We start from the raw sequence: 25,380 nt of genomic DNA on the forward strand, positions 1-25,380 counted from the left end.
CATGGTCGATTTTGCGATATGCTTGATTAGTGTGGGATGCGCTTTAACCAAATGATTTAATAGCTAAAAAATCAAATTTGTCCGCTGATGAACAATTTGTTGAGAGTGAAGTGTTGATTCGGTTCACTCCGCACCAGACGGCGCTGATTGGGCGCTTGATGAAAGTTTTAGGGAAGTCTGGGAGGAGAAGACTGATGAAATTCCTGACAACGGCAGCAACTGCGATTGCTTTATCCGTAACCGCGACAGCAGGTTTGGCGGCCTGCGAAGATGGCGAGATCGTCGTCAAGTTTGCGCATGTGACCAACACCGACAAGCACCCCAAAGGCATCGCCGCATCGCTGCTTGAGCAGCGCGTCAATGACGAGATGAACGGCGTGATGTGCATGGAGGTCTATCCGAACTCGACCCTCTATAACGATGACAAGGTACTTGAGGCGATGTTGCAAGGAGACGTGCAACTGGCCGCACCGTCTTTGTCGAAGTTCGAAAAGTTCACCAAGCAATTCCGCCTGTTTGACCTGCCATTCATGTTCAAGAACATCGATGCCGTGGATGCGTTCCAAGCCTCTGCTGATGGTCAGGCGATGAAGGACAGCATGCAGCGCCGCGGACTGCAGGGGCTGGCCTTTTGGCACAATGGCATGAAGCAGATGTCGGCAAACAAGCCGTTGGAAGATCCGTCGGATGCAGAAGGCCTGAAGTTCCGCGTACAATCCTCGGACGTTCTGGTTGCGCAAATGGAAGCGATCGGTGGTAGCCCGCAGAAGATGGCGTTCTCGGAAGTGTACGGCGCGCTGCAGCAGGGCGTTGTGGACGGGCAGGAAAACACCTGGTCGAACATCTACGGCAAGAAATTCTTTGAGGTTCAGGACGGTATCACCGAAACAAACCATGGCATCATCGACTATCTGGTTGTGACCTCGGTGGACTGGCTGGACAGCCTTGATCCCGAAGTGCGTGATCAGTTCCTGACCATTCTTACCGAAGTGACAGAGACTCGGAACAAAGAGGCCTTCGCGGTGAATGAAGAAGCCAAAGCATCGATCACCAATGCAGGTGGCATCATTCGCGAACTGAACCCAGAACAGCGCCAAGCCTGGGTTGATGCGATGAAACCGGTCTGGGACAAGTTTGCCGGTGACGTCGGTCAGGACAAAATCGACGCCGCACAGGCGATCAACGCCGGGTTCTAATCCCGGTTTAGGCCGCGCATCCGGGGACTGGGGAGTTATGGATGTGCAGGCTGGGCGGGCCGCTATGGCCCGCCACACTCCCTCAACTCTCATCAAAAAAATTGCGGGGACAGAGAGATGTCTGGTGCGAAATCCGGCCAAGGCGGGCTGGTCGACCATATCGAAGAAACCTTGATTGCATGCTTATTGGGGCTGATGACGGTCGTCACCTTTGCTAATGTGATCGCGCGGTTTGTGTTTAATTCCAATATTCTATGGGCGCTAGAACTGACAGTGTTCACCTTTGGATGGCTGGTACTTCTGGGCGCGTCTTATGCGGTGAAAAAACACGCACATCTGGGTGTGGATGCAATCCTGAATATGCTAGCCCCGGCGCCGCGCCGGATCCTGGCGTTGATTGCAGTGGCCTGTTGTCTGGTGTTTTCGCTGCTCTTGCTAAAAGGGTCATACGACTATTGGGCAGTGTTCGCCGATCTGCCTCCAACCTCGGGTCGCTGGTTCCCAACAGGTTTCGACATGAGCGCGCGCAGCCAAAGCTTCTACGAAGTTGATGACATTCCCATGGTCGCGCCGCTGCGCTTTCTCGAAGACATGATCAACTACGGCGAATATTACGAGAAACTGCCCAAGGTGGTTCCCTATTTCGTCTTGCCGCTGTCGATGCTGTTGCTTGTGATCCGTTTCGCGCAGGTCGCCGTTCAGATATGGCGCGGTGAAACTGACCGCCTAGTTGCCAGCCATGAAGTCGAGGACGAGATCGAAGAAGTTCGTGCTCAGCAAGGAGGGCATGACTGATGGACGTCGTACTCCTTTTCTCGATGGTCGTTGGCCTATTGCTGATCGGTGTGCCGATTGCGGTGGCTTTGGGCCTCAGTTCGACACTGTTTCTACTGATTTATTCGGACAGTTCGCTTGCTTCGGTTGCAGGGACATTGTTCGAGGCGTTCGAAGGGCACTTTACCCTGTTGGCGATCCCATTCTTCATCCTTGCATCGTCTTTCATGACGACAGGTGGAGTTGCACGGCGGATCATCCGGTTCTCGATTGCCTGCGTGGGGCATTTGCCGGGCGGGTTGGCGATTGCGGGCGTGTTCGCCTGTATGTTGTTCGCGGCACTGTCGGGCTCATCCCCGGCAACTGTGGTTGCCATTGGGTCGATTGTTATCGCCGGGATGCGACAGGTTGGCTATTCCAAGGAATTCGCCGCCGGTGTGATCTGTAATGCTGGTACGCTGGGCATTCTGATCCCGCCGTCAATTGTGATGGTGGTCTATGCGGCCGCCGTCGAAGTCTCGGTCGGGAGGATGTTCCTAGCGGGCGTCATACCGGGCCTGATGGCGGGTCTGATGCTGATGATCACCATATACGTCATGGCCAAGGTCAAGAACCTGCCCAAAGGTGACTGGAAGGGCTGGGGTGAGGTCTTTACATCTGCCCGCGAGGCCGGTTGGGGCTTGTTCTTGATCGTCATCATTCTGGGCGGTATCTACGGAGGCATCTTTACCCCGACCGAGGCCGCAGCTGTGGCAGCAGTCTATGCGTTCTTCATCGCAAGCTTTGTCTACAAGGACATGGGGCCTCTCAGCACCGAAGGCGATGCGCAGAATATCTCGCTGCTGAAAAAACCTTATGCGTTGATCACAGCATTTGTTCACCCCGATACCAAGCACACGCTGTTCGAGGCTGGCAAGTTGACTGTGACGCTGTTGTTCGTGATCGCCAACGCGTTGATCCTCAAGCATGTGTTGACCGACGAACAGGTGCCTCAGCACATTGCCGAGGCGATGTTGTCTGCGGGGCTGGGGCCAGTGACGTTCCTGATCGTGGTCAACGTAATCCTGCTGATCGGTGGTCAGTTTATGGAACCTTCGGGCTTGTTGGTCATCGTGGCACCACTGGTCTTTCCGATTGCGATCGAGCTTGGGATCGATCCGATCCATCTGGGCATCATTATGGTAGTGAATATGGAGATCGGGATGATTACGCCTCCAGTCGGATTGAACCTGTTCGTGACCTCGGGTGTAGCGGGGATGCCGATGATGGGCGTTGTGAGGGCAGCGCTGCCATTCCTGGCCGTTCTGTTCGTGTTCCTGATCATGGTCACGTACATCCCGTGGATATCCACCTTCCTGCCTAACACGTTCATGGGGCCGGAGATCATAACCAATTAAACAAGATATACAGAGCAGTTGGACCGGGCGGCGCAATCCGCCCGGTTTTTTGCGCCTTGAATCCTGGGCTTAAGAGCATAACTAAGGTTCTGAGGACGACCTCACCATCATGGTTGATCGTTCGGGACGACCCGAACTTACACAGTGAGGTGTTCTTATGCCCTGGATTTTGTTGTTGTTCGCTGGCCTGCTCGAAATCGTGTGGGCCGTGGCGATGAAACAGACCGCTGGTTTCACACGCTTGTGGCCGACCGCGATCATGGGGGTCTCGATGATCGGGTCCTTTGGCCTGCTGGCGCTTGCCATGCGAGATTTGCCACTTGGCACGGCTTACACCATCTGGACCGGGATCGGTGCCGTTGGAGCCTTTACCGTTGGCATCATGTTCCTTGGCGAAGCGTTAACGCCCATGCGTGTATTCGCGGCGATGTTGATCGTTAGTGGCTTAGTGGTCATGAAACTCGCCTAAACGTTGACGCCCCATCCGGTGTCGGGCAGCTTGGTTTCAAATTTCAAAGGATATCACGATGCTAACCGACACCGACACACGCCTGCTGCGCATTGCCTATGATGAGGCAAAGGCGGGGTTTGACGAAGGCGGCTGCCCCATCGGTTCGGTTCTGGCGCGCGGTGGCGAGGTTATTTCTCAAGGCCGCAATCAGCGCGTTCAGGCCGGTGATCCGATCGCACATGGTGAGATGGACGCGCTGCGCAAGGCAGGCCGACAGAAAACCTATCGCGATACGGTGCTTTATACGTCGCTTTCACCCTGCATGATGTGCTCAGGCACCATCGTTCAATTCGGCATACCGCGCGTTGTCATTGGGGACACACTGAATTTCGGCGGCAATGAGGACTTCTTGCGCGAACGCGGGGTCGAAGTTGTGATTGCCGACGATCCGGACTGCATCGCCTTGATGAAGCGATTCATTGAAGAAAAGCCCGAGTTATGGGCTGAGGATATTGCTGAATAAAATCAGGCGCCCTCAAGCGCGTTGATAATGCCCGAGAAGTCTTCGGCTTTCAGGCTGGCACCACCCACCAACGCACCATCGACATTGGACACGGCGAAAATCTCAGCCGCATTGCCGGGTTTGACCGACCCGCCATAAAGCAGACGAACCGAGCGGCCAACGCCTTCGCCAAAGCGCCTTTCAAGCCGGGCGCGAATGAAATCATGAACCTCGCCGATCTCTTCGAGAGTAGGGACTTTGCCGGTGCCGATGGCCCAGATGGGTTCATAGGCGACGATCAGATTCTCTCCGGTCGACTGGTCAGGGATCGAGCCTGACATCTGCCCGCCGATGATATCCAACGTGTTTGACGCCTCGCGCTGTTCCAAGCTTTCCCCGACACAGATGATCGCCTTCAGGCCCGCATCCATCGCAGCGCGGGCTTTGGCGCGAATGTCTTCGTTCTGCTCGCCATGATCCTCGCGGCGTTCGGAGTGGCCAAGGATCACCGTGTTTGCACCGGCATCCAGCAGCATTTCGGCGCTGATATCTCCGGTATGAGCACCCGAGGAGGCAGCATGGCAATCCTGCCCACCAACCGTGATGCCTGATCCTTTGACCGCGTTCGCCGCACGATCAAGTAGCGTTGTGGGCGGGCAGATGAGGATATCGACTGAAGGCGCAGGATACGACGCGCTCAGCGTCTCAAGCTCGCTCAACGCAGCGCTGGTTCCGTTCATTTTCCAGTTGCCTGCCGCCAGTTTGCGCCGCATCTCCGTCCCTCCGAGAACTCAAGTGTTATGCTCTTCGGATATCATCGAAGACAGGGTCTGACAATTCCGGCAGCGAGGTCAATACATTGTGGTCTGAGCTTAGTTCTGAGCCGAAATCGTTTCGTCGAACTTGATCGATTCCCCGCAACCGCAGGCATCAACCACATTCGGGTTTCTGAACTTGAATCCAGCCTCAAGCAGCGAGACCTCATAATCGATCTCGGTCCCGAACAGGAACATCTGAGCCATCGGTGCGATCATTACGCGTGCGCCGTCCTGCTCAACCACCTCATCATGCGGATCTGACTCATCCACATAATCCATGGTATATTCCATACCTGCACAGCCGCCTTTCTTGACGCCAATGCGCAATCCAGCGTGGCCACCGGATTTCATAAGCCGAACAATCTGTTCGGCGGCTTTAGGTGTCATAGTCACGGCTTGTTTGCCGGGAATGCCAAACATGGGCGGGCTCCGTATTCGCGCGTTAGACCTAATCTAAGGCCGGTCTGCGTCAGGCTCAAGAGAGCGAGATGACAAATACCGCAGCTGTGATGGGTTGCCTGCAACGGCAGTGGGGCATTAGCGTGCCCGTATTGTCGGATTATTTGGATAGATTTCTACTAGAGGCGAAGAGAGATGAAACAAAAAGCAAAACATATGATCAGGATTAGCGTATCGATCAGTCTGGTCTGTATTGCACTGGCAACCCCGGTGTTCGCTGCGGATGACAAACGCCATCCGGTCAATTGCGCCACCGCGCCAGGTGATCTGCGCGCGATTGCGGCTGAGAAGAAACATGCTGAGGATCAGCAGGTGGAAAGCGTGGTCTCAATCCTACCTGCTGGGGCCTTGTTGGGATTGGTGACCGGGACCGAGCAAAAGCACCTCAAGATGTTATCAGGCGACTACATCAATGAACTGGATGCCCGTGCGGCTGAAATAAAATCGACCTGTAACATCAAATGATTGCATCATAAAATTGGACCGCCCCCGGGCAAGGGCGGTCCAGAATGGGCCTTAAAATGGGGGAAGGCTTTGGTCAGAGGCCCATGCAATTCGCGTAGTATGTGACGGTTGCGGGCCAGTCCGAGAAGACGCCTTCAACCTTTACGTCCTGCGCCAGAACATCCAGCAGCTGATAGTACATGCTGTCATCCGTGGTCAGGTTTTCAACCGACTGGAAATACCAGCCTCCACCGGTTTGCAGCGGCCCCGAACGCTCCAACGTCCACGTGATCAGTTTCAATCCTGCGTCCTTGGCCTGTGTGGCCCAAACAGACGGCACGATCTTGCCGTCTTGTTCTGTCACCAGCATCCACATGGGCGGCGCGATATAGTTCACACCTTTGGCATGCAGTTCCTTGAAATCATGCGGGAAAGTCGATGGATCGTTGTGGTCGAACCCTTCGATGTTGTAGGAATTGTCAAGGAACACAGCCTGTTTGCCGAATTCCGGCTCGTTTTCGATCCAATAAAGGACATCGTCCAGATTGAAGCTTTGGGCCCAAACGTCCGACGCCGGAACACCTGCAGCTTTGTATTCGTCGATCAGCTTTTGTGCATAGTCCTGCTGGCTGAAACCGTTGAATGGCATCTCGACAGACGGCGATTTCAGTTCCGGTGTGAACTTAGCCCCCAGATCGCGGAACAGAGCAATTGATTCCGCATGGGTCATGGTGTGCGCCGCATCGGCAAACAGATTGGTACGCCAGCCAGCGACACCCCCTTGATAGGCCTCGGGCGTGGTCGCGGTTTTGTCAGCGCTGTCCATCTTGGGCGTCAGCGTGCGAAACTGCTCTAGCGTCAACTCAGACGTGCGGCATTCGGCCTGCGCTTCGATCTCACCATCGGCAGCGGTGAAGGGTACGAGGCAGGTGTCAGCCAGATCGCTGACAAGGATATTGGTTGTGGTGTGCAGGTCATTCTGTGCGTGTCGGCAAACCAGTTCGTGATCCTTGGTAAAGGTCACGTCGCATTCCAAAATTCCCGCCCCCATGCGCGCAGCGGCTACATTCGATTCAACCGTATGTTCCGGGAACAACAGTGGAGCACCTCGGTGGCCAATCGAAAAATCAGAGGGTTCGGGTGTTTGTGCCGCGCAGGCCTGCAGTGTTGTCTTCAGCTCTCCACCCGGCAACTTATCGATCAAATAAGCTGGGCGTGGTCCATAGCTGATCTGTGGCGTGATGCCGTTGGCGGCAGCCAGTGTTGGCAACAATAGGGTGGCACAAAGAGTTGTGATGCGCATTCTTGATCTCCGGGTCATCAGATGCGGGCGTTGTGGCCCAACATTGTGACAACCCGAAAACGGTTAAGTAACACGCAGCACACTGTTTTGTAACAGGTCTGAATTTTCTGTGGGTAAGTTTTGGGTTACATGAAACCCAGCTCAAGCCGGGCTTCGTCTGACATCATTTCCATGCCCCAGGGGGGCTCCCATGTCAGTTCAACGTCCACCTCTTTGACACCCGCAACAGGTTCGATGGCTTCCACGATCCAACCGGGCATTTCACCTGCGACCGGGCAGCCCGGCGCGGTCAGGGTCATGATGATCTTGACGGCATTCTCGCCGGTGATGTCGATGGTATAGATCAGACCCAGATCATAGATGTTAACCGGAATTTCGGGATCAAAAACCGTCCGGCACGCTTCCACCACGGGTTCGTACAAAGGGTGTTCGATGGTCGAAGGTGCAATGAGCGGGCTGCCTTCGAACTGTTCGCTGGGGTGGGTCATTGATGCCTCGGGTCTGTTACCTGAGAGATTATATAGGGAAACCACTGTGCAGCGTCCAGAGGTGCTGTGGCGCCCGTTATGGGCGCCAGATCAGATCACTCATTTATATCGTGGTTGAAGGTTTTAACTTGCCCATGCGGTAAAGCGAACATGCGGCGCAGAACCAGCCAGGCAGCCAACGACAAAACCGCAAAGATCAGCAGCAGAACGGGCAGGGATGGAGCCATGCCGGGAACCAACAATAGAAACCCGGTAATGGCGGCACCGATGGCGAAACCCAGGAAGATAAACCCTGGCAAGGCGACTTCGAGGATGGCCAGAGCAAGCGCCCCGGCCAGCCAGACCCACCATGTCAGCCAGAAAGGATCAGCCATCATTTGCCTCCTTTCAGCATGTTAAATGCATTACCGAAGGCTTCAAGTGCATTTGCAGGCACGACGATGGTCTGCGAGCCGGTGCCATTGCCCAAAGCGTTAAGCGATTCCACCTGTTTCAGCGCAACTTGATATTGCGCTGCTTCTAGCCCGTTGTCTTGAATGGCCTTTGCAACAACCTGCGTTGCGTACGCTTCGGCCTCAGCCGAGATACGGCGGGCTTTGGCAGTTTGCTCTGCCGCATAAAGCTCGGCGTCGGCTTGCAGTTCCACGGCGCGTTTCTGGCCTTCTGCCTCGGTGACCTGAGCGCGGCGCGCACGTTCGGCGTTCAATTGCTGCAGCATGGCGTCACGTGTGGCCTGATCCAGATTCACGTCCAAAATCTCGGCACGCGTGACTTCGATGCCCCAATCGTCAACGGCAGTTTCGACACTTTCCTGAATACGTTCAATCAGTTGCGCGCGGTTCGATTGGACCTCATCTAGGTCCATCTTACCAATCTCGGCACGGACAATACCAGCAACTGTTGTGGCAATCGCTCCGTCCACGTCGCGAATACGATAAACCGTCTTTTCAGGCTCAAGAATGCGGTAGAAAACCGAAGTATCGATCTGCACCAATACGTTGTCTTTGGTGATCGCGTCCTGAGTTGCATTTGGCAACTGACGCTCAAGGATGGATATCTTGTGGCGTGCAACATCAAGAAAAGGAACGATAAAGTTGATTCCGGGCCCAAGGACTGAGCGCAATCTGCCAAACCTTTCAACCACAAATTTTTCGGATTGAGGTACAATCTTGACGCCTTTGAAGATGACGAGCGCAATCAGCGCCGCCGCCAGGAGATAGATAACGTTTGATGTAAGCAGTCCGATAATCTGGTCTTCCGTCATATCTGTCCTCATTTATTGTGTACTATAGTATACATTTGGGGATTGAGTCGCCCGTTTTCAACTCTGGTATGGATTGAGCAGGCCTGAATGCAAATCTCTGAAACTGATTATTTGATACGGAATTCGCATGCTGTGGCTGCTTTGCATCCTGTTGGCGTTTGCGGTATCGGGCAGAGATGAAACTGATAATTGATACAGATCCCGGCATCGATGATGCAATGGCGATCGCTTATGCAGCCGCCGCACCCGAAATTGAGCTAATGGGCCTGACGACCGTGTTCGGCAACACCCACGTGCATCAATCCAGCCGCAATGCACGCTATCTGGTTGATAAATTGGGGTTGGGTATCCCAGTTGCTGAAGGGGCACCCTTTGCGCGAGGCGAAGACGGTCATGCCCCGTCCGAGCATGTACACGGGCCAGAAGGGTTTGGGGATATCACGGAAATTCCTCAAATCGGAACAAACCACGAGTTGACCGCGGCAGAGTTTCTGGTTGAGATGGCGCGGACCCATCGCGGTGAGTTGGTCGTTTGTGCCGTCGGGCCACTGACCAACATTGCGGATGCGATCAGACTGGACCCAGAGTTTGCCGACAATCTTGCCAAGCTGGTGATTATGGGGGGCGCAGTTTATTGCCGGGGAAACATCACGGAACATGCCGAGGCCAACATCTATCATGATGTGAAAGCCGCGGACGAAGTATTTGCCGCACCCTTACCAACCGTGCTTGTTGGTTTGGATGTGACGCTTAAAACGCTGTATGAGACTGCGGATTTTGAAGGGCTGGCCCAGAATTCCCCTGATATGGGAGGTTTTCTGCGTGATATCTCGCGGTTCTATCTGAAGTTCTACAAAGAGGTCGGCGGGCTGGAAGGCTGTGGTCTGCACGATTCAACAGCCGTCATCGCCTGCACCCATGATCCGATGTTCGAGATCGTAGAAACAGGCCTGCGGGTGATCTCTGGTGGTGCCGAACACGGAGCGACGCGCATTGATTCCAAGCGACCTCCGGTACGGGTATGCAAGGACGTCGACGGGGCAGGGGTTGTACGCCTGTTTACCGAACGCGTTGCATCGCTGCCCTGACGGGTTGCATTGCACAGACAGATCGGGCAAAGCCTGCCCGGTTCCGCGACCCGAGGCCCTTTGATGACTGATCGTTTCTCTTTTGACCTGAAAGCAACTGACGGCAAAGCCCGTACCGGTGTGATCAATACGCCCAGGGGTGAGGTGCGGACGCCCGCGTTCATGCCGGTGGGTACGGCTGCGACTGTGAAAGCGATGATGCCAGAAAGCGTGCGCGCGACCGGGGCTGATATTCTATTGGGGAATACCTACCATCTGATGCTGCGCCCAACGGCTGAACGGATCGATCGTTTGGGTGGGTTGCACAAGTTCATGAATTGGGATCGTCCGATCCTGACCGACTCGGGTGGCTTTCAGGTGATGTCGCTGGCCGGTTTGCGCAAGCTCACCGAGAAGGGTGTGACCTTCAAATCGCACGTTGACGGCTCAAAACATGAGCTGACGCCGGAACGCTCGATGGAAATCCAGCGCCTGTTGGGGTCCGACATCGTCATGTGCTTTGACGAGTGCCCCGCGCTGCCAGCGGATCGGGATCGGATTGCCGAGTCAATGCGCCTGTCGATGCGATGGGCCGAACGGTCCCGCGAGACGTTCGGGGATCGCCCCGGTCACGCGCTGTTTGGCATCATGCAGGGCGGGCTTGAACAGGACCTGCGCGAGGAAAGCGCCGAGGCGCTGAAACAGATCGGGTTTGAGGGCTATGCCGTTGGCGGCCTCGCGGTTGGCGAAGGGCAGGAGGCTATGTTCGACTGCCTTGACTATGCCCCCGGTTATCTGCCCGAGGACAAGCCGCGATACCTGATGGGAGTCGGCAAACCGGATGACATCGTTGGTGCCGTGGCGCGTGGCATCGACATGATGGATTGCGTACTTCCTTCGCGCTCGGGCCGTACGGGGCAGGTGTTTACACGCCATGGTGTGGTCAACATCAAGAACGCCCGCCACGCCGTCGATCCGCGCCCCCTGGACGAACAGTGCAGCTGCCCGGCCTGCTCGAATTACTCGCGCGCCTATCTGCACCACGTCTTCCGCTCGAACGAGATGATCTCGGGTATGCTGTTGACTTGGCACAACCTGCATTACTTTCAAGAGATTATGCAGGGCATGAGAGACGCAATTTCCGCAGGCACATTTGCCGAATGGCAAGCGCAGTTCCATGCGCAGCGTGCGCAGGGCGATATCGAGCCGCTTTAGGTTGTCGCCCTTTCGATGACAAATGGCACGTTTTCCGCTATACTGTCTGCATAAGATTTACGAATTTCATTTTGTTTTGAGCAGGAGTATTCCATGCCTCGAGTTCTTATTCCCATCGTATTTACATTATTCGCATCGGTATCAAACGCAGACGTCTGGACCTTTGAAACACCATCCGAAAACATCCAGTGTGTTGTCGGGCAGGAACCTGGTGCGTCGGACCTGTCATGTACCATTATCGAGCGCAGGGGCGCGCCAGCCTTACCGCGCCCCGCAGATTGCCAATCGGATTGGGGCCATGACTTTTTCATGACCAATCAGGGCGCGGTCAGGATGCTGTGCCAGCCGCTCAACCGAAATCGTGACGGATTTGATCGCGCAGATTATGGGGTTACGGGCCGGTTCGGTGGGTTCGTCTGTCATTCGTCGAAGAAGGGGTTGGAGTGTAAGAATGAGGTCGGCCACGGCTTCTTTTTGTCTCGGGCCGTTCAAAAGATATTCTGACCGGTACGTGCCTCTATTCTTGGCGCATACCGCTAAAAACGGTGGATATGTCGGCTGGATGCCTTGAAGTCCCCAAATCAACGGGTCATTCTGCATCACGACAAACGGCGATGAGGTTGAAATGGGGGAACAGGTGCCCCACCTTTATCGTCCAAGACAGGAGACGGCCGAAGGTTGCCTGAACGAGGGACCGGTGCCGTCTTGCCAATGATAAGGATAGAGCATGCAAGAGCCTCTGAATTCCTCATACCCCGTCCTGCCGTTGCGCGATATTGTGGTGTTCCCACATATGATCGTGCCGCTGTTCGTGGGCCGAGATAAATCGGTCCGCGCGCTGGAAGAGGTGATGCAGGATGACAAGCAAATTCTGTTGTCCAGCCAGGTTGATCCCGGCGAAGATGATCCCGAAATTGACGGTATCTACCGTTCAGGCGTACTGGCCAACGTGTTGCAACTGCTGAAACTGCCTGACGGCACCGTCAAGGTGCTGGTCGAAGGGCAGGCGCGCGTACAGATCACAGAATTTCTTGAAAACGATCAATTTTTCGAAGCCCGCGCCGAGTATCTGACCGAGATCCCTGGCGATGTCACCACGACCGAAGCTCTGCTGCGTACCGTTGCGGACGAATTCGAACGTTATGCCAAGGTGCGCAAGAACATCCCCGAGGAAGCACTGGCTGCGGTCGGTGAGACCACCGAGCCCGCCAAGTTGGCCGATCTTGTGTCGGGTCATCTGGGCATTGAGGTCGAGCAAAAGCAGGAACTTCTGGAAACCCTCAGCGTCAGCGAGCGTCTTGAGAAGGTCTATGGCCTGATGCAGGGCGAAATGTCGGTGCTGCAGGTCGAGAAAAAGATCAAGACCCGCGTCAAATCCCAGATGGAGAAGACGCAGCGCGAGTACTATCTGAATGAGCAGATGAAGGCCATTCAGAAAGAACTGGGTGATGGCGAGGATGGCAGCAACGAAGTTGCTGAGCTGGAAGAAAAGATCGCCGAGACCAAGCTGTCGAAAGAAGCGCGTGAGAAGGCTGAGGGCGAGCTGAAAAAGCTCAAGAACATGTCGCCCATGTCGGCCGAGGCCACTGTCGTGCGCAACTATCTGGACTGGATTCTGTCACTGCCGTGGGGCACCAAATCCCGCGTCAAAAAGGATCTGGGCCGGGCGCAGGATATTCTGGATGCCGATCACTATGGGCTTGAAAAGGTCAAGGAACGGATCGTCGAATATCTTGCGGTTCAGCAGCGTTCGAAAAAGCTGAAAGGCCCGATCCTGTGCCTTGTTGGCCCTCCGGGCGTCGGTAAAACCTCGCTGGGAAAGTCCGTCGCCAAAGCCACGGGGCGCGAATTTATTCGCATCTCGCTGGGTGGTGTACGCGATGAATCCGAGATTCGCGGTCACCGTCGGACCTATATCGGTTCGATGCCGGGTAAGATCATCCAGGCGCTGAAAAAAGCGAAAACCACGAACCCGCTGATCTTGTTGGATGAAATCGACAAGATGGGTCAGGATTTCCGTGGCGATCCGGCTTCGGCGATGCTGGAAGTGTTGGACCCGGAACAGAACAACACGTTCATGGACCACTACTTGGAGGTCGAATACGACCTATCCAACGTGATGTTCCTGACCACGTCAAATAGCTACAACATGCCTGGGCCTCTGCTGGACCGGATGGAGATCATCCCGCTGGCCGGTTACACCGAAGAGGAAAAGAGCGAGATTGCCAAGCAACACCTGATCAGCAAGCAGATCAAGAACCATGGCCTCAAAGCCAAGGAGTTTGAGCTGACCGATGAGGCACTACAGGCGATCATCCGCACTTACACGCGCGAAGCGGGCGTAAGGAACCTCGAACGCGAGATTGCAAAGGTGGCGCGTAAATCACTGACCAAGATCATCAAGAAAGAGGCTGAGACCGTAACGGTAACGCCCGAAAATCTGGATGATTTCCTTGGGGTGCCGAAATTCCGCTATGGCCTGGCCGAACAGGACGATCAGGTCGGGGTTGTCACCGGTCTGGCCTGGACATCGGTTGGTGGGGATCTTCTGCATATCGAGGCGTTGAAACTGCCCGGTAAAGGGCGGATGAAGACCACCGGTAAGCTGGGCGATGTGATGAAAGAATCCATCGACGCGGCCTCGTCTTATGTACGTTCGATTTCGCCCCAGATCGGGGTGAAGCCGCCGCAGTTCGACAAGATCGACATCCACGTGCACGTGCCCGATGGCGCGACGCCCAAGGATGGGCCGTCAGCGGGCTTGGCGATGGTGACCTCGATCGTATCGGTTCTAACCGGCATTCCGGTGCGCAAGGATATCGCCATGACGGGCGAGGTTTCGCTGCGCGGAAATGCCATGCCGATTGGCGGGCTGAAAGAAAAGCTGCTGGCGGCCCTGCGTGGCGGGATCAAGACCGTTCTCATTCCCGAAGAGAATGAGAAGGATCTGGCGGATATCCCCGACAACGTGAAAGAGGGGCTGGAGATCATTCCTGTCAAACACGTCTCGGAAGTGTTGGAGCAGGCGCTTGTCCGTACGCCCGAGTCTATTGAATGGGACGAAGCTGCGGAAGAAGCTGCTGCTGCAGCGGCCAAAGCCGCGGAAGGCGCCGGACCGTCTGCGACGGCTCACTAAAGCCCTACAGATAAGTCAGAAAGGCGGGGTTATTCCCCGCCTTTTTCGGTTCAGAGACCAATGACAGGTTTCGCTGGATCCAGCACTTCCTCGTTTGCGATGTAGGCCTGAAACTTCTTGTCAGAAAGCGACGAGCGCACGGCAAGTACGAAGACCACCACTGAAAACGCGACGCAAATCAGGATATCCCAGCCGAACGGAATTTGTTTCTGTGCGCCGTCACCAAACTGACCCATGAAGGAAATCAGCCCCAAGCCACAGAAATAAGGCATCAGCCAAAGCGCCTCGGTGGCGTCCATCTCGTCCAGTCGGTTGTGAAAACGGATCAATAGCAGTGCCATGCCAACCAGTAGTGCGATACCCAACCTCCAAACCGTGTCCCAACCGCTCCAATAGACGATCAGCGTTGAAATGGCGAAGGCTGTCACCGCGACGAGCTTGACGGCTGGGATTCGGATCGAGCGTGGTTGATCTGGCAGTAGGTCCCGCAGGCATACTACGGCGATGGGTCCTACTGCGAATGAAAGCACAATCGCTGCTCCGTTCAAGGCGATGACAGTGGTGAACGGTACGGTCACCAGAAAGAGCGTTCCTATCAGAAAGTTCAGCGCCAGCGCCCACCAAGGGACACCGAAGGTAGAAAGCCTCTGCAGGCGTTTTGGCAGGAACCCGTTCTGAGACAGCGCCATTGCAATGCGCGCATTTGAACCTGTCGAAACCAAACCGTTTCCAAATGGGCCGATAATCGATCCGATGTTCAGCAGGCTGAGAAACCACAGCAGACCGACCGACATGATGACGCCGTCCAGTGGTCCTTGACCGCCAAAGTTTAGGCTCGCCCAGCCTTTGCTGATCATTGCAGGGTCAAGTGCCCCAATAAAGGCGACCTGTAATCCCAGATATATCAAGGCGCACAGCACAATCGACAGAACCAGAGCGGCTGGGATGGCAAACTTTGGGTTGCGAACTTCCCCAGCCATATCAACGACATGCCGGAACCCTATGAAAGAGAAAATCACGCCTCCGGTAGAAACCGCGGCCATGATCCCTTTGAGGCCGTAAGGAGCGAAGCCATCAGGCGTTGAGAAGTTCTGCGCATCAAATCGAGTCGCGATCAATAGGACGGACAGGACGATTGGGATCCCGATCTTGGCCCACGTCAGGGTCGCATTCACCTGTGCAAAGAATTTAACACCTAGCGCATTTACAGCGACGAATAACAACATGAAGAGCAAGGCTACTGACACTCCAGCCCCGGTCAATTCGCCTGTATCTGCTGCATGTAGCCAAGACGCATAAGGGGCGAGGTATTTGAGCATTGCCTCTACCTCGATCGGTGCGGTGGTGTTGTAGCCGATCCAAGCCGTCCATCCCATTGCCATCGACACGATATTGCCGTGAGAAAATTGCGGAACCCGCGCGATCCCGCCGGGGATCGGCAGCATGGCCGAGATTTCGGCAAACGTGATCGCCAGAATGAACATCGCAACGGCACCGATGATCCAGGACAAGATGGCAGCTGGACCTGCGTGTTGGACAGCGAGAAGCGGACCGAACAGCCAGCCAGATCCGATAATGCCACCAACTGAAATGAAGGTCAGACCAACCAGGCCAATTTCCCGCTTCAGATTTGCCATTTGTAAATTCACCCAGGAAATGCGCCAGATCAATGACCGTAGGATAAGCGGGTGATCGGAAATGTGGCAAGTCTTTAAGAATGTGCTGAAATCTTGGGCTCAATACGTTTATCACCGAACATTTGGGTCGGATTGGAGCCATCAACCGCAGTCCATAGAGGTGGAAATGAACCGGAACTTCGGGCAATCTATTAGCCTGCGCGAAGCTAGGAGACCTCAGGATGCCTCAGTACAATGATTTGTTCGAGCTTTCGGTGGAAGATATGGATCTGATCGAAGAGGCCATGCGCCATGCCATCGCAGCACGGTCTGCCGCGCTGGTTGACGAAGGCAACGAGGACAGACAGACCCGCGAAGACTTTGTGCGCAGGGCCCATGAGCTGCTTGGTCGGCTGCATGACCAGAAGATATTCTATCGACCGAAATCTGGTGTTTACGTTGGCGGATAGGACAAAAGCCACGCTTAGCGTGTTGAAAGAACGGGCTTTGCGTCACTTTATCTACTGTCGGTAAGCCATTGAAAATATGGTGGGTGATAAGAGATTTGAACTCCTGACATCTTCGATGTGAACGAAGCGCTCTACCACTGAGCTAATCACCCATAGCGGCGCTCGATACAGCGGCTTGCGGTTCTCTGCAAGTTCAAAGCGCGCTATTATCGGGTTCGCCGACAGATACGCGGATTGCGGGTGTTGTGTGCCAAGTCGAATAGATGGGAAAAAATCCGGTTCGGTTAAAAAACTTCAAAACGCCGCTTGACGATGCCGGGGCGTAGCCATAATACACCCAAACGTTCAGGGATGAACGGGCAGCGGGCGGTTGTAGCTCAGTTGGTTAGAGTACCGGCCTGTCACGCCGGGGGTCGCGGGTTCGAGCCCCGTCAACCGCGCCATCGCTGCACTCCTTGGTCCAGGGTAAAGGCCACGAAAATAGATGCGCGGTTGTAGCTCAGTTGGTTAGAGTACCGGCCTGTCACGCCGGGGGTCGCGGGTTCGAGCCCCGTCAACCGCGCCATTTTCCTGCCCAAAATTGTTGATCAAATCGTCTTTTTGGTACCGACATCGGGCCGGTCATGTGGTTTATTGCCTGCAAAATATCAGGGGCAAATAGTGACCAGTCTAAATCGAGTCATCATGGCGCGGCGCAGCCGGAAATGGGTGCGAGGGTTGAAGCCGGAAGCGCTTGATGCTGTTGAGATTTCGGGCTCGTGGGGCAAACAATTCGGTTTCAAAAGCTATTTGCAGGTATGGCATCGGCAGCATGACATCTGCACCGGCCCTTTGTTGGATGCACAACACCAGGTCCGCAAGTCTGATCTGATATTAGCCAACCAAGTGTGGGAGCATTTGGACCGTCCGGTAGAGGCCACTCTGAACGTGTTAGAGATGCTGCGACCCGGTGGGTATTTCTGGTTGGCCGTTCCGTTCTTCATCCCATACCATGCCGCGCCACACGATTGTTCGCGCTGGTCCGCACGCGGATTGAAGAACCTTTTGGCCGAATGCGGGTTTGATCCTGCACTGATCCGTGCTGAGCAATGGGGCAACCGTGAGGCCGCTTTACGCAATCTCGAACCCGAGTGGCCACCGGTCTATGACCCTGAAACAGACAATCTGGAAAATGATCCAGATTTTCCGATCTGTGCATGGGCGCTTGCCCAGAAGTCTCACGACTAGACGTATTTGTCGAAAATCCGCTCGTTCTTCATTTGTTCTAATTTTTTGGTTGGAGACTCAGCGCTGCTCGCCTATCTCTAAAGCGTTGTTTGTTGGGGGCCAGAATGGCTGAGCTGAAGAATATCGAGGTGCGCGGCGCGCGCGAACATAACCTCAAGAGCATTGATGTCGACATTCCGCGCGATCAGTTGGTGGTGATCACCGGTCTGTCCGGCTCGGGCAAGTCCTCACTGGCGTTTGATACGATCTATGCTGAAGGACAGCGCCGCTATGTCGAAAGCTTGTCTGCCTATGCGCGTCAGTTCCTTGATATGATGGAAAAGCCTGATGTCGACCACATCAGCGGCCTCTCTCCGGCAATTTCGATTGAGCAGAAGACAACCTCGAAAAACCCGCGTTCGACCGTGGGTACCGTGACCGAGATATATGACTATCTTCGCCTGCTCTTTGCCCGTGCGGGTACGCCCTATAGCCCGGCCACTGGGCTGCCAATTGAGGCACAGCAAGTGCAGGATATGGTCGATCGGATCATGACGATGGAGGAGGGCACCCGCGGCTACCTGCTGGCCCCAATCGTGCGCGACCGGAAAGGTGAGTACAAGAAAGAGTTCCTTGAACTTCGCAAGCAGGGCTTCCAGCGCGTCAAGGTGGATGGAGAATTCTACGAACTGGATGAGCCGCCGACGCTGGACAAGAAATTCCGCCACGATATCGACGTTGTTGTTGATCGTCTGGTCGTGCGTGAAGGCATGGAAACCCGGCTAGCCGACAGTTTGCGGACAGCATTGGATTTAGCGGATGGGATCGCAATCCTTGAAACCGCACCGAAAGAGGGTGATCCTGAACGGATAACGTTCAGCGAAAACTTTGCCTGCCCGGTCAGCGGATTTACCATCCCCGAGATCGAGCCGCGTCTATTTTCGTTCAACGCACCCTTTGGGGCTTGTCCGGATTGCGACGGTCTGGGTGTTGAACTGTTCTTTGATGAACGTCTCGTCGTGCCCGACCAGACGTTGAAGTTGTATGACGGGGCGCTGGCCCCGTGGCGGAAGGGCAAATCGCCCTATTTTCTGCAAACGATCGAAGCCATCGCGCGGCATTACGAGTTCGACAAGAACACGCCTTGGAAGGATTTGCCCAAGAAGGTTCAGCAGGTGTTTCTGCGTGGCTCTGGTGATGAGGAAATCCAGTTCCGCTATGACGAAGGTGGACGTGTTTATCAGGTTACCCGAAGCTTTGAGGGCGTCATCCCAAATATGGAACGCCGTTATCGCGAGACGGACAGCGCTTGGATTCGTGAAGAGTTCGAGCGTTATCAAAACAACCGACCCTGCGGCACATGCGAAGGCTACCGTCTGCGTGCCGAAGCGCTGGCCGTCAAGATCGCGGGTTTGCATGTTGGACAGGTCGTCGAAATGTCGATCCGCGAGGCGCTGGCTTGGATTGAAGACGCCCCGAACCATCTGAGTGCGCAGAACAACGAGATTGCACGCGCTATACTGAAAGAGATTCGCGAGCGGCTGGGATTTCTGAATAACGTTGGATTGGAATATCTTACACTGTCTCGTTCAAGTGGCACCCTGTCGGGTGGTGAAAGTCAGCGTATTCGTTTGGCCAGCCAGATCGGATCGGGCCTGACCGGGGTATTGTATGTGTTGGATGAGCCCTCGATTGGCCTTCACCAGCGCGACAATGACCGCCTGTTGGATACGCTCAAGAACCTGCGCGACCAAGGAAACACGGTGATCGTTGTTGAACATGACGAAGAGGCTATTCGAGAGGCGGATTACGTCTTCGATATCGGTCCTGGAGCTGGTGTACATGGCGGGCAGGTGGTCAGTCACGGTACGCCCGAGCATATTGCAAGCGATACAGCCTCAATAACTGGCCAATATCTTTCTGGAACCCGTGAGATCGCCGTACCGACCGAGCGGCGGAAGGGAAAGAAGCAGAAAGTAAGCGTGGTCAAGGCCACCGGGAACAATCTTAAGAACGTCACAGCCGACTTCCCGCTGGGCAAATTTGTCTGTGTAACCGGTGTGTCCGGTGGTGGGAAATCGACGCTGACAATCGAGACATTGTTCAAAACGGCTTCGATGCGGTTGAATGGAGCCCGCCAGACTCCGGCACCTTGCGAAACGATCAAAGGGCTTGAACACCTCGACAAGGTGATCGACATCGATCAGCGTCCCATCGGGCGGACTCCGCGTTCGAATCCAGCGACTTACACCGGGGCCTTCACCCCGATCCGCGACTGGTTCGCCGGGTTGCCCGAGGCCAAGGCGCGTGGGTATAAACCCGGTCGTTTCAGCTTTAACGTCAAGGGTGGACGTTGCGAAGCCTGTCAGGGGGATGGTGTCATCAAGATCGAGATGCACTTTCTGCCTGATGTCTATGTGACTTGCGAGACCTGCAAGGGCGCGCGTTATAACCGCGAGACGCTCGAGATCAAGTTCAAGGGTAAATCCATCGCGGATGTGCTTGATATGACGGTTGAAGACGCTCAGGAGTTCTTCAAGGCGGTGCCGTCCATTCGGGATAAGATGGACGCCCTGGCACGCGTTGGGCTTGGTTATATCAAGGTTGGTCAACAGGCGACGACCTTGTCGGGCGGTGAGGCGCAACGGGTGAAGCTGTCGAAAGAGTTGAGCAAACGTTCGACCGGGCGGACGCTGTACATTCTTGATGAGCCCACGACAGGGCTTCATTTCGAAGACGTGCGTAAGCTATTGGAAGTGCTGCATGAACTTGTTGATCAGGGCAACACAGTGGTCGTGATCGAGCATAATCTGGACGTCGTTAAAACCGCTGACTGGATCATTGATATCGGTCCTGAAGGCGGCGATGGAGGAGGTCAGATCGTTGCAGTCGGTACGCCGGAAGACGTTGCAGAATGCGAGCGTAGCCACACTGGGCGGTATCTGAAACCAATGCTGAGTAACGAACGCGTAGCCGCCGAGTAGCGCGATCAGTACAGTATGTCAGCGACGGCACCGATCAGATTCAGAACTTTGTGCGTGTCGGGATCGATTGAATACACGTAATCCCCCGCGCGCACATAATTGCCGCCGCGTCGCAAGCCATACCGATAGGGATCGTCGATCCAAACGTAGTCACCAATCCGGTCGCCGGTGCGATATAGCTTTTTGGCTTGCCCGGGCGGTACACAGGGCACAGCCTTTTTGGCAAGGCCCGGAGGACAATGACCAACACTGCCACGAACGACGCCAGATTGCGGCGCAATCCGCTCGACCTGCAGCTTGGACTTGCCTTTACCTTTGCCATTTCCATTACCTGCCAATGCGGCAGCAGGGCTCAGCGCAATAAGGGCGATCATGAAAGAACGGGTCAGGGTGTTCATTAAGGCGCGCTCCGGCAAAGGTTGTGTACTTACACATTACCCAAACACCTAAGTACGCGCCTTACGGAATTCCATCCCTGTGCGGTTTTCCGCCACCGAACTGTCAGCTGCGGCTGCGTTTCTCAAACCGCGGCAGCATGGCGCTGAAGTCTCGGCCCAATCCATTCTCTTTTTCCACAAATTGCTCATAAAGCATCGTCGCGATCTGCCCCATCGGGGTATCGGCGTCCGCGCTTTCTGCGGCCTGTTGGCTAAGGCGCAGGTCTTTGAGCATGAGTTCAGAAGCAAAGCCAGGGTTATAGTCGTTGTCAGATGGGCTTTCGGGGCCAACACCGGGGGCAGGGCAATAGGCATTCATTGTCCAGCTATATCCAGATGAGGTGCTGACTACATCGAACATCTTTTGACGGTCCAATCCCAGTTTGTCGGCAAGGGCAAACGCTTCGCAGGTGGCGATCATGGTGACACCAAGGATCATGTTGTTGCAGATCTTGGCAGCCTGACCAGCGCCGGCTTCACCGCAATGTACGGCTTTCTGGCCCATGATTTCAAATAGCGGAGCGGCTTTGGCAAAGGCGGTATCAGAGCCACCAGCCATGAACGTCAAGGTGCCTGCCGCCGCACCGCCAATTCCGCCAGAGACCGGAGCATCCACCGAGAGCAAACCGGCCTGCGACGCTTGTTTCGCCACCATGCGCGCGCTGTCGACATCTACCGTGGAACAATCGATGAGGACGGCGCCATCTTGCATCGCCGGTATGACTTCGTCAGCAACGGCACGCAGGATCTGGCCGTTTGGAAGCATGGTGATGACAGCGTCAGCGCTTGCAACTGCTTCTGCACTTGAGGCAGCCATAGCAACGCCATCAACCGCGACATCTGCCTGGTCGAAGCCGATAACCTCGTGACCTGCGCGTGCCAGATTGGCTGCCATCGGCGCGCCCATATTGCCCAGACCTATGAATGCGATTCTCATCCCTTACTCCTCTGAAAAACTTAGAGCGTCCGCTCCAAGCGGATGTAGCATTTTGGAAACCGCTTCCGTTGGAACCTTTAGATCAGCAAACTGCCATTTGGGATTGCGGTCTTTATCAATGATCTGGGCTCGTATGCCTTCCAGAAAATCCCCATGTTCCATCGCGCGATAGGTAAAGCGGTATTCCAATTCTAACGCATTTTGCAACGTCGGGCCTGTGCTTCGCAGACGATGCACAATCTCGAGCGAACATGCCATTGAGATCGGAGAATTCTTCGACAGCGTATCGAGAATTTTCGTCGAAAATTCTGTGCTATCGTTGCGCAGGCTGTCCAGAACCTCATCCAGCCCTTTTCCATCGAAGAATTTGTCGATGCGATCTTGAATGTTAGCCAAGGCGCTTTCGGGGGCGGGGACTGAATGTTCATGGACCAGTTCGGCGCGTCCCGACGCTTCCAGAAGGTCGACCAGTTCCGGCCATTTCTCTTGCGGAACAAAGTGATCGGCAAACCCGGCAAGTATCGCGTCTGCAGGTCCCATGCGATATCCGGTCGTGCCCAGGTATTCTCCCAAACGTCCCGGTGCCAGCGCCAACATCAGCGATCCGCCCACATCAGGGACAAGCCCGATTGAGCATTCCGGCATCGCAATCTTTGAGCTTTCTCCAACGACCCGATGGCTTCCATGGCAACCAATTCCAACGCCGCCGCCCATGGTAAAACCTTGCAGGAAGCTGACGACTGGTTTTGGGTACTCAAAAATCAAGGCGTTTAGTCGGTATTCGTCCCGCCAGAATTTCCGACCATATGCATAGTTTCCCGCGGTGCCGGTCTCATAGAGTTCAGCGATATCTCCACCCGCACAAAAGGCTTTCTCACCTTCAGCGTCGAGGATGATCAGATCAACCTCATCATCCTCGCGCCAGTCGCGCAGGGCAGTATCGATGGCCATGCACATTTCATAGCTGAGTGCATTCAAAGCCTGCGGCCGCGTCAGGGTGATGCGCCCGGCGCGGCCCGTTGTGCGAATGTCAATGTCGGACATTAAAGACCTCAACGGTTTGAGAGCATCTGGCGCGCGACGATCACGCGCATGATCTCATTCGTGCCTTCCAGTATCTGATGAACGCGCAAATCCCGCACGAGTTTCTCGATGCCATAGTCAGCCAGATAACCATATCCGCCGTGCAATTGCAGGCATTGGTCCACGACCTTCGATCCGGTCTCGGTCACGAATTTCTTGGCCATCGCGCAAAACTTGGTCGCATCCGGTGCACCCTGATCCAGCTTCCACGCCGCCTGTCGTAAGAAGGTGCGTGCCGCCTGCAATTCGATCTCCATATCGGCCAGTCTAAACTGCAGCGCTTGAAACTGATCGATCGATTGCCCAAAGGCCTTGCGCTCGGACATGTACTGCATGGTCATGTTCAGGCCGTTCTGGGCGGCTCCCAGCGAGCAGGAGGCGATATTCAAACGGCCGCCGTCCAATCCCATCATCGCGTATTTGAATCCATCGCCTTCAGTTCCGACCAGATTGCCGGATGGAATTTTGCAATCATCAAACTGGACCTGAGTGGTTGGTTGACTTTTCCAGCCCATTTTCTGTTCCAACGCACCAAAGCTTAAGCCCGGTGTGCCATCTTCGACATAGACTGTAGAGATTCCCTTGGGGCCATCCGCACCTGTTCGGACCATGCAAACATAGGCGTCCGAGTAACCTCCGCCAGAGATAAAGGCCTTGGTGCCGTTGAGCGTGTAACCCTCGTTGGTGCGTTCGGCGCGGGTTTTCAAGGCGGCTGCATCCGATCCCGATCCGGGTTCAGTTAGGCAATAGCTGAGCACGATTTCCAAGCTAAGAACGTCTGGCATGATGCGGGATTTCAGATCGTCGCTGCCAAAACTGTCCAGCATTTTGGCGCACATGTTGTGGATCGAAAGAAACGCCGCAACCGAGGGACAGGCCATCGATAGAGCCTCGAAAACCAGAGTTGCATCCAGCCGGCTCAGGCCTGACCCGCCAGCCTCTTCCGAGACATAGAGGCCACCAAAGCCAAGCTCGCCGATTTTGGGCCAAAGATCTTTGGGGATGGTGCCCTCAGCTTCCCACTGACGCGCGAAAGGGGCGATGTGGTCTTGGCCAAAAGCGTGCGCCATGTCGAAGATGGCCGTTTGTTCCTCGGTCAGCGCGAAATCCATAACGTGTATTTCCTGTTGGCTGTAGAATTGAACGAGCGTTTTATTCTTCAATCCTTACAGAAATTTTTCAGCGACGGCAAACGCAGTGATTTAGGTGATATCGAGGCGATGGAGTATACTGCGCGAATTGAGAATTTTGGTCATTAAGGAGTATTCTTATGCCTTCGCACAAACTCGCCGTGGTCGTGATCCATGGCATGGGTAGCCAGCACAATCCTCAGGGCCAGCCGCCTTCGACTACACCGACCTTTTCCAAGGGGCTGAAACGGCGCGTGTCGAACCGAGTGGGCGCGGATATGGACGATGTGATCTGGCACGAGGTGGTTTGGGCACAGATCTTGCAGGGACGGCAAAAGGAATACTTGCGCAAGGTCAATCGAAGCCTTGGATATGACAAGCTGCGCGAGTTTGTTGTTTGCAATCTGTCAGATGCTGCATCTTACCGTCCCACGCCCGATGATGGTGACAAGATTTATGAGGCGATTCACAAGAAGATCGAGAACGTAATGGGCGTTGTAAAGCATCAGGTCGGACCACAGGGGCCCGTTCTTGTATTGGCCCATTCGCTGGGCGGGCACATCATGTCAAACTATATTTACGATATGCAGCGACATCTGCGGCAAGGTGGCTCACCTGTACATCCGACGGATGTTGAGAACATGAAAACCGTCGCCGGCATCGTGACTTTCGGATGCAACATCCCGATTTTTCTATTCGCATATCCAGAGAATGAAATCTTCCCGATCATGGCCCCCAATCGTGCGTTGGCTCCCGCGTTGCAATTCTCGACCTGGTGGCGAAATTATTATGACAAACACGACGTACTGGGTTTTCCTTTGGGTAAGAGCGCCCCGAGCTATGCGCAGCTTGCGCAAAGTGGGGCCCTGAAAGACAAGGCGATCAACGCGGGCAAAATCTTTACGTCCTGGAACCCATTGTCGCACAACGGATATTGGACGGATCGCGATCTGTACGAACCTGTCGCTGATCGGATCAAAGAGATTTTGGCAGCAGTCTAGGC

25 protein-coding genes and 3 tRNA genes are annotated in these 25,380 nt (G+C 55.0%); 16 read left to right on the top strand and 12 right to left on the bottom strand.

The annotated features are described in order from the left end of the window. Window positions 1-194 precede the first annotated feature (194 nt). The 5 genes from ACR0B3_RS02195 to ACR0B3_RS02215 all read left to right on the top strand — a co-directional run bounded on the left by ACR0B3_RS02195 (window position 195) and on the right by ACR0B3_RS02215 (window position 4,341). Complete coding sequence (locus ACR0B3_RS02195) at window positions 195-1,196, top strand: DctP family TRAP transporter solute-binding subunit (protein WP_170684113.1); 1,002 nt, start codon at window positions 195-197, stop codon at window positions 1,194-1,196. Window positions 1,197-1,313: 117 nt separating this feature from the next. Next, on the top strand, window positions 1,314-1,991 hold the full coding sequence (locus tag ACR0B3_RS02200; RefSeq protein ID WP_170684111.1) for a TRAP transporter small permease: 678 nt from the start codon (window positions 1,314-1,316) through the stop codon (window positions 1,989-1,991). Then, window positions 1,991-3,367 (top strand): TRAP transporter large permease, encoded by a 1,377-nt coding sequence (locus ACR0B3_RS02205; protein WP_480807665.1) that lies wholly within the window; start codon window positions 1,991-1,993, stop codon window positions 3,365-3,367. Before ACR0B3_RS02200 ends, ACR0B3_RS02205 begins: the two co-directional genes overlap by 1 nt. 157 nt (window positions 3,368-3,524) lie before the next feature. Beyond that, window positions 3,525-3,836: a DMT family transporter gene (locus ACR0B3_RS02210; RefSeq protein WP_480807666.1), complete on the top strand. Its 312-nt coding sequence runs from the start codon at window positions 3,525-3,527 to the stop codon at window positions 3,834-3,836. Window positions 3,837-3,894: 58 nt separating this feature from the next. Further along, window positions 3,895-4,341 (top strand): nucleoside deaminase, encoded by a 447-nt coding sequence (locus tag ACR0B3_RS02215; protein ID WP_480807667.1) that lies wholly within the window; start codon window positions 3,895-3,897, stop codon window positions 4,339-4,341. A 2-nt stretch (window positions 4,342-4,343) separates the two neighbouring features. On the opposite strand, the gene tpiA is transcribed toward ACR0B3_RS02215, so the two are convergent. Together tpiA and ACR0B3_RS02225 are read right to left on the bottom strand one after the other, a co-directional pair. Beyond that, a complete protein-coding gene (tpiA, locus tag ACR0B3_RS02220; protein ID WP_480807668.1) occupies window positions 4,344-5,093 on the bottom strand; it encodes a triose-phosphate isomerase in 750 nt (249 codons plus the stop codon). A 99-nt stretch (window positions 5,094-5,192) separates the two neighbouring features. Next, window positions 5,193-5,558, bottom strand: coding sequence for an iron-sulfur cluster assembly accessory protein (locus ACR0B3_RS02225; protein WP_170719285.1), 366 nt, complete (start codon window positions 5,556-5,558; stop codon window positions 5,193-5,195). Window positions 5,559-5,732: 174 nt separating this feature from the next. Between ACR0B3_RS02225 and ACR0B3_RS02230 the strand changes: the two genes are divergently transcribed. Beyond that, window positions 5,733-6,062, top strand: a complete 330-nt coding sequence (locus tag ACR0B3_RS02230; RefSeq protein ID WP_480807669.1) for a hypothetical protein — start codon at window positions 5,733-5,735, stop codon at window positions 6,060-6,062. Between the two features lie 73 nt (window positions 6,063-6,135). On the opposite strand, the gene ACR0B3_RS02235 is transcribed toward ACR0B3_RS02230, so the two are convergent. From ACR0B3_RS02235 to ACR0B3_RS02250, 4 genes are all read right to left on the bottom strand, one after another. Continuing rightward, the gene (locus ACR0B3_RS02235) at window positions 6,136-7,344 is read right to left on the bottom strand and encodes a glycerophosphodiester phosphodiesterase family protein (RefSeq protein ID WP_480807670.1); all 1,209 of its coding nucleotides are present in this window, start codon (window positions 7,342-7,344) and stop codon (window positions 6,136-6,138) included. Window positions 7,345-7,469: 125 nt separating this feature from the next. Continuing rightward, entirely contained in the window at window positions 7,470-7,832 is a 363-nt protein-coding gene (locus ACR0B3_RS02240; protein ID WP_170684097.1) for an SUF system Fe-S cluster assembly protein, read from the bottom strand. A 95-nt stretch (window positions 7,833-7,927) separates the two neighbouring features. Further along, window positions 7,928-8,206: an NfeD family protein gene (locus tag ACR0B3_RS02245; RefSeq protein ID WP_170719277.1), complete on the bottom strand. Its 279-nt coding sequence runs from the start codon at window positions 8,204-8,206 to the stop codon at window positions 7,928-7,930. After that, window positions 8,206-9,096: an SPFH domain-containing protein gene (locus ACR0B3_RS02250; protein WP_170684093.1), complete on the bottom strand. Its 891-nt coding sequence runs from the start codon at window positions 9,094-9,096 to the stop codon at window positions 8,206-8,208. Before ACR0B3_RS02250 ends, ACR0B3_RS02245 begins: the two co-directional genes overlap by 1 nt. A gap of 176 nt (window positions 9,097-9,272) precedes the next feature. Here ACR0B3_RS02250 and ACR0B3_RS02255 point away from each other — a divergent pair, with 176 nt between their 5' ends. The 4 genes from ACR0B3_RS02255 (at window position 9,273) to lon (ending at window position 14,514) form a co-directional block, all read left to right on the top strand. Next, window positions 9,273-10,184, top strand: a complete 912-nt coding sequence (locus ACR0B3_RS02255; RefSeq protein WP_480807671.1) for a nucleoside hydrolase — start codon at window positions 9,273-9,275, stop codon at window positions 10,182-10,184. A 63-nt stretch (window positions 10,185-10,247) separates the two neighbouring features. Further along, window positions 10,248-11,378 carry a tRNA guanosine(34) transglycosylase Tgt gene (gene tgt / locus ACR0B3_RS02260; RefSeq protein WP_480807672.1) on the top strand — a complete coding sequence of 377 codons (1,131 nt, stop codon included), beginning with the start codon at window positions 10,248-10,250 and terminating at the stop codon, window positions 11,376-11,378. 93 nt (window positions 11,379-11,471) lie between these two features. Next, the gene (locus ACR0B3_RS02265) at window positions 11,472-11,882 is read left to right on the top strand and encodes a DUF6636 domain-containing protein (RefSeq protein ID WP_480807673.1); all 411 of its coding nucleotides are present in this window, start codon (window positions 11,472-11,474) and stop codon (window positions 11,880-11,882) included. Window positions 11,883-12,105: 223 nt separating this feature from the next. Then, window positions 12,106-14,514: an endopeptidase La gene (gene lon, locus ACR0B3_RS02270; protein ID WP_480807674.1), complete on the top strand. Its 2,409-nt coding sequence runs from the start codon at window positions 12,106-12,108 to the stop codon at window positions 14,512-14,514. Window positions 14,515-14,564: 50 nt separating this feature from the next. Here the strand turns inward: lon and ACR0B3_RS02275 are convergent, their stop codons facing one another. Beyond that, a complete protein-coding gene (locus ACR0B3_RS02275; RefSeq protein ID WP_480807675.1) occupies window positions 14,565-16,151 on the bottom strand; it encodes an APC family permease in 1,587 nt (528 codons plus the stop codon). Window positions 16,152-16,372: 221 nt separating this feature from the next. Here ACR0B3_RS02275 and ACR0B3_RS02280 point away from each other — a divergent pair, with 221 nt between their 5' ends. Continuing rightward, window positions 16,373-16,600: a hypothetical protein gene (locus ACR0B3_RS02280; RefSeq protein ID WP_480807676.1), complete on the top strand. Its 228-nt coding sequence runs from the start codon at window positions 16,373-16,375 to the stop codon at window positions 16,598-16,600. 77 nt (window positions 16,601-16,677) lie between these two features. Here the strand turns inward: ACR0B3_RS02280 and ACR0B3_RS02285 are convergent. Then, window positions 16,678-16,752 (bottom strand) — tRNA-Val (locus ACR0B3_RS02285). 214 nt (window positions 16,753-16,966) lie between these two features. Here ACR0B3_RS02285 and ACR0B3_RS02290 point away from each other — a divergent pair. From ACR0B3_RS02290 to uvrA, 4 genes are all read left to right on the top strand, one after another. Then, a tRNA-Asp gene (locus ACR0B3_RS02290) sits at window positions 16,967-17,043 on the top strand. 45 nt (window positions 17,044-17,088) lie between these two features. Beyond that, window positions 17,089-17,165: transfer RNA gene (locus ACR0B3_RS02295), tRNA-Asp, on the top strand. A gap of 95 nt (window positions 17,166-17,260) precedes the next feature. Continuing rightward, the gene (locus ACR0B3_RS02300) at window positions 17,261-17,827 is read left to right on the top strand and encodes a class I SAM-dependent methyltransferase (RefSeq protein WP_480807677.1); all 567 of its coding nucleotides are present in this window, start codon (window positions 17,261-17,263) and stop codon (window positions 17,825-17,827) included. A gap of 104 nt (window positions 17,828-17,931) precedes the next feature. Then, a complete protein-coding gene (gene uvrA, locus ACR0B3_RS02305; protein WP_480807678.1) occupies window positions 17,932-20,790 on the top strand; it encodes an excinuclease ABC subunit UvrA in 2,859 nt (952 codons plus the stop codon). Window positions 20,791-20,795: 5 nt separating this feature from the next. Here uvrA and ACR0B3_RS02310 read toward each other — a convergent pair whose 3' ends face one another. From ACR0B3_RS02310 to ACR0B3_RS02325, 4 genes are all read right to left on the bottom strand, one after another. Continuing rightward, on the bottom strand, window positions 20,796-21,188 hold the full coding sequence (locus ACR0B3_RS02310) for a hypothetical protein (RefSeq protein ID WP_480807679.1): 393 nt from the start codon (window positions 21,186-21,188) through the stop codon (window positions 20,796-20,798). Between the two features lie 103 nt (window positions 21,189-21,291). Then, window positions 21,292-22,164: a 3-hydroxyisobutyrate dehydrogenase gene (gene mmsB / locus ACR0B3_RS02315; protein WP_480807680.1), complete on the bottom strand. Its 873-nt coding sequence runs from the start codon at window positions 22,162-22,164 to the stop codon at window positions 21,292-21,294. Between the two features lie 3 nt (window positions 22,165-22,167). Further along, a complete protein-coding gene (locus tag ACR0B3_RS02320; protein ID WP_480807681.1) occupies window positions 22,168-23,208 on the bottom strand; it encodes an enoyl-CoA hydratase/isomerase family protein in 1,041 nt (346 codons plus the stop codon). Window positions 23,209-23,216: 8 nt separating this feature from the next. Further along, window positions 23,217-24,359: an acyl-CoA dehydrogenase family protein gene (locus ACR0B3_RS02325; RefSeq protein WP_480807682.1), complete on the bottom strand. Its 1,143-nt coding sequence runs from the start codon at window positions 24,357-24,359 to the stop codon at window positions 23,217-23,219. Between the two features lie 158 nt (window positions 24,360-24,517). On the opposite strand from ACR0B3_RS02325, the gene ACR0B3_RS02330 reads away from it, so the two are divergent. After that, on the top strand, window positions 24,518-25,378 hold the full coding sequence (locus ACR0B3_RS02330; protein WP_480807683.1) for a hypothetical protein: 861 nt from the start codon (window positions 24,518-24,520) through the stop codon (window positions 25,376-25,378). The last annotated feature ends 2 nt before the right edge of the window (window positions 25,379-25,380 follow it).

The sequence above is a fragment of the Ruegeria sp. CE9 genome (genome assembly GCF_056537425.1).

Coding starts and splice junctions, on each gene's coding strand:
- ACR0B3_RS02195 (WP_170684113.1), top strand. CDS start 195: ATGAAATTCCTGACAACGGCAGCAACTGCGATTGCTTTATCCGTAACC.
- ACR0B3_RS02200 (WP_170684111.1), top strand. CDS start 1,314: ATGTCTGGTGCGAAATCCGGCCAAGGCGGGCTGGTCGACCATATCGAA.
- ACR0B3_RS02205 (WP_480807665.1), top strand. CDS start 1,991: ATGGACGTCGTACTCCTTTTCTCGATGGTCGTTGGCCTATTGCTGATC.
- ACR0B3_RS02210 (WP_480807666.1), top strand. CDS start 3,525: ATGCCCTGGATTTTGTTGTTGTTCGCTGGCCTGCTCGAAATCGTGTGG.
- ACR0B3_RS02215 (WP_480807667.1), top strand. CDS start 3,895: ATGCTAACCGACACCGACACACGCCTGCTGCGCATTGCCTATGATGAG.
- tpiA (WP_480807668.1), bottom strand. CDS start 5,093: ATGCGGCGCAAACTGGCGGCAGGCAACTGGAAAATGAACGGAACCAGC.
- ACR0B3_RS02225 (WP_170719285.1), bottom strand. CDS start 5,558: ATGTTTGGCATTCCCGGCAAACAAGCCGTGACTATGACACCTAAAGCC.
- ACR0B3_RS02230 (WP_480807669.1), top strand. CDS start 5,733: ATGAAACAAAAAGCAAAACATATGATCAGGATTAGCGTATCGATCAGT.
- ACR0B3_RS02235 (WP_480807670.1), bottom strand. CDS start 7,344: ATGCGCATCACAACTCTTTGTGCCACCCTATTGTTGCCAACACTGGCT.
- ACR0B3_RS02240 (WP_170684097.1), bottom strand. CDS start 7,832: ATGACCCACCCCAGCGAACAGTTCGAAGGCAGCCCGCTCATTGCACCT.
- ACR0B3_RS02245 (WP_170719277.1), bottom strand. CDS start 8,206: ATGGCTGATCCTTTCTGGCTGACATGGTGGGTCTGGCTGGCCGGGGCG.
- ACR0B3_RS02250 (WP_170684093.1), bottom strand. CDS start 9,096: ATGACGGAAGACCAGATTATCGGACTGCTTACATCAAACGTTATCTAT.
- ACR0B3_RS02255 (WP_480807671.1), top strand. CDS start 9,273: ATGAAACTGATAATTGATACAGATCCCGGCATCGATGATGCAATGGCG.
- tgt (WP_480807672.1), top strand. CDS start 10,248: ATGACTGATCGTTTCTCTTTTGACCTGAAAGCAACTGACGGCAAAGCC.
- ACR0B3_RS02265 (WP_480807673.1), top strand. CDS start 11,472: ATGCCTCGAGTTCTTATTCCCATCGTATTTACATTATTCGCATCGGTA.
- lon (WP_480807674.1), top strand. CDS start 12,106: ATGCAAGAGCCTCTGAATTCCTCATACCCCGTCCTGCCGTTGCGCGAT.
- ACR0B3_RS02275 (WP_480807675.1), bottom strand. CDS start 16,151: ATGGCAAATCTGAAGCGGGAAATTGGCCTGGTTGGTCTGACCTTCATT.
- ACR0B3_RS02280 (WP_480807676.1), top strand. CDS start 16,373: ATGCCTCAGTACAATGATTTGTTCGAGCTTTCGGTGGAAGATATGGAT.
- uvrA (WP_480807678.1), top strand. CDS start 17,932: ATGGCTGAGCTGAAGAATATCGAGGTGCGCGGCGCGCGCGAACATAAC.
- ACR0B3_RS02310 (WP_480807679.1), bottom strand. CDS start 21,188: ATGAACACCCTGACCCGTTCTTTCATGATCGCCCTTATTGCGCTGAGC.
- mmsB (WP_480807680.1), bottom strand. CDS start 22,164: ATGAGAATCGCATTCATAGGTCTGGGCAATATGGGCGCGCCGATGGCA.
- ACR0B3_RS02320 (WP_480807681.1), bottom strand. CDS start 23,208: ATGTCCGACATTGACATTCGCACAACGGGCCGCGCCGGGCGCATCACC.
- ACR0B3_RS02325 (WP_480807682.1), bottom strand. CDS start 24,359: ATGGATTTCGCGCTGACCGAGGAACAAACGGCCATCTTCGACATGGCG.
- ACR0B3_RS02330 (WP_480807683.1), top strand. CDS start 24,518: ATGCCTTCGCACAAACTCGCCGTGGTCGTGATCCATGGCATGGGTAGC.